Raw genomic sequence first — 1,670 nt, forward strand, 5'->3', positions numbered from 1 at the left:
ATCGGGGCTCTCGGGGCTTTCGGGGGCACCGGACTTTTCGGAGGCTTCCGGCCGGGGCGCGATCGTGACCTGCCAGAGACCCTGCCGGAGACCCTGTCGGCGCGGTTCGTCATCCTCGCGACGCCCGGCGCCCAGGCCCTCGCCCTCATCGCGCCGCTCGGACCTCAGCAGAAGGCGCTCGGCGCCCTGCACTGGCCGAAACCGACCCCGATCGAACTCGCCACCCTCGTGCTCGCCGCCCCTGAGCTCGACGCGCATCCGCGCGGCACCGGGGCCCTCGTCGCCGCCGGCGCACCCGGCATCACCGCAAAGGCACTGACCCACGTCACCGCGAAATGGGACTGGGTCGCCGAGACCGCGGGTCCCGGCGTGCACGTGCTCCGGTTGTCCTACGGCCGCGCGGGGCAGAAGAGCCCGAGCGCCCGCCTCACCGACGACGAACTCCTCTCCCTCGCCCTCGCGGATGCCTCCGCCATCCTCGGTACCCCGCTCTCCGCGGACCAGGTGCTCGGCTTCGACCGCACCCGGTGGGGCGACGCCCTCTCGCCGGCGACCGTCGGCGCCCGCGACCGCGTCGACCAGGTGCGTCGGGCCGTCGCGGCCCTCGAAGGGCTCGAGGTCACCGGGGCCTGGCTCTCCGGAACCGGGCTCGCCTCCGTCATCCCCGATGCCCTCGCGACCGCCGGCCGGACCCGTCGCGATGCGCTGGTTCTCTGAGCCGTTCTCCCCAGTAGTCCGGCAGTTTGCCCTCCACCGTTTCCGCAGGCGGGATACTCTGAGACGTACGTGAACGACGAAGAATGGAGTGACAGATGCGGGGAAAGCTTCTTTTTATCACCGGTGGACTCGTCGGTTACGTCCTGGGCTCCCGTGCCGGACGTAAGCGCTACGACCAGATCGTGGCCTCTGCCGAGAGCATCTGGAACGCCGACCCCGTGCAGCGCCGCGTGACCGAGGTCCGCGACTTCGCCCTCGAGCGGGTCGGCGACGTGCCTGCCGCGCTCATCAACGCCGGCAAGAAGCTCGTCGGAACCCTCACGGACAAGACCGCGAAGGCCACGGATGCCGCGGGCCCAGGCCCCCGGTACGGCACGTCCTGGCCCACGAAACGCCCGGCAGCGTCAGCACCGTCGGCCACCCCTACGGCGACCCCTGACCACGGCACCCCCGACCCGGGCGCGCCCACATCGGAAGCACCCTCACTGTGACCGGATCGCCGGCCGCGACCGGAACCCAGACCGACAGCGCCCGCGCAGCAGGGTTCGGCCCGCGCCCGCGCAAGACCCTGATCACCCTCGTCTCCGAGCTGCCCGGGCAGATCGCCGCGCTCATCCACGCCGAGATCGAGGCCTTCAAATCCGAGATGGCGGGCAAGGCGAAGAACATCGGCGTCGGCATCGGCCTCTTCGTCGTGGCCGGCGTGTTCGCATTCCTCGCGGTCATCGTCTTCGTCGCGCTCGCCGTGATCGCCCTCGCGCTCGTGCTGCCGCTCTGGCTCGCGACGCTCATCGTCGCGGTCGCCCTGCTCCTCATTGCCGCGATCCTCGTGCTGATCGGCGTCAACCGGGTGAAGGCCGGTACGCGCGCCGACCCGGACGGCCTCGCGGCAAGCATCCGCCGGGACGCAGACGCGATCAAGGGAGTCGGAGACTATGAGCACTGAACAGGAC

3 protein-coding genes are annotated in these 1,670 nt (G+C 71.0%); all 3 read left to right on the forward strand.

The window, feature by feature from the left end; translation table 11 throughout:
• A partial coding sequence (locus tag QN345_RS18745) for a protoporphyrinogen/coproporphyrinogen oxidase (protein WP_323509073.1) occupies nucleotides 1-717 on the forward strand: 717 nt, incomplete at its 5' end.
• A gap of 95 nt (nucleotides 718-812) precedes the next feature.
• Complete coding sequence (locus QN345_RS18750; RefSeq protein ID WP_323509074.1) at nucleotides 813-1,208, forward strand: YtxH domain-containing protein; 396 nt, start codon at nucleotides 813-815, stop codon at nucleotides 1,206-1,208.
• Entirely contained in the window at nucleotides 1,205-1,663 is a 459-nt protein-coding gene (locus tag QN345_RS18755; RefSeq protein ID WP_322136922.1) for a phage holin family protein, read from the forward strand. Before QN345_RS18750 ends, QN345_RS18755 begins: the two co-directional genes overlap by 4 nt.
• The last annotated feature ends 7 nt before the right edge of the window (nucleotides 1,664-1,670 follow it).

Origin of the sequence: Cryobacterium sp. 10I1, from assembly GCF_035019805.1 — a bacterium.
Taxonomy (GTDB): Bacteria; Actinomycetota; Actinomycetes; order Actinomycetales; family Microbacteriaceae; genus Cryobacterium; species Cryobacterium glucosi.

Coding starts and splice junctions, on each gene's coding strand:
- QN345_RS18750 (WP_323509074.1), top strand. CDS start 813: ATGCGGGGAAAGCTTCTTTTTATCACCGGTGGACTCGTCGGTTACGTC.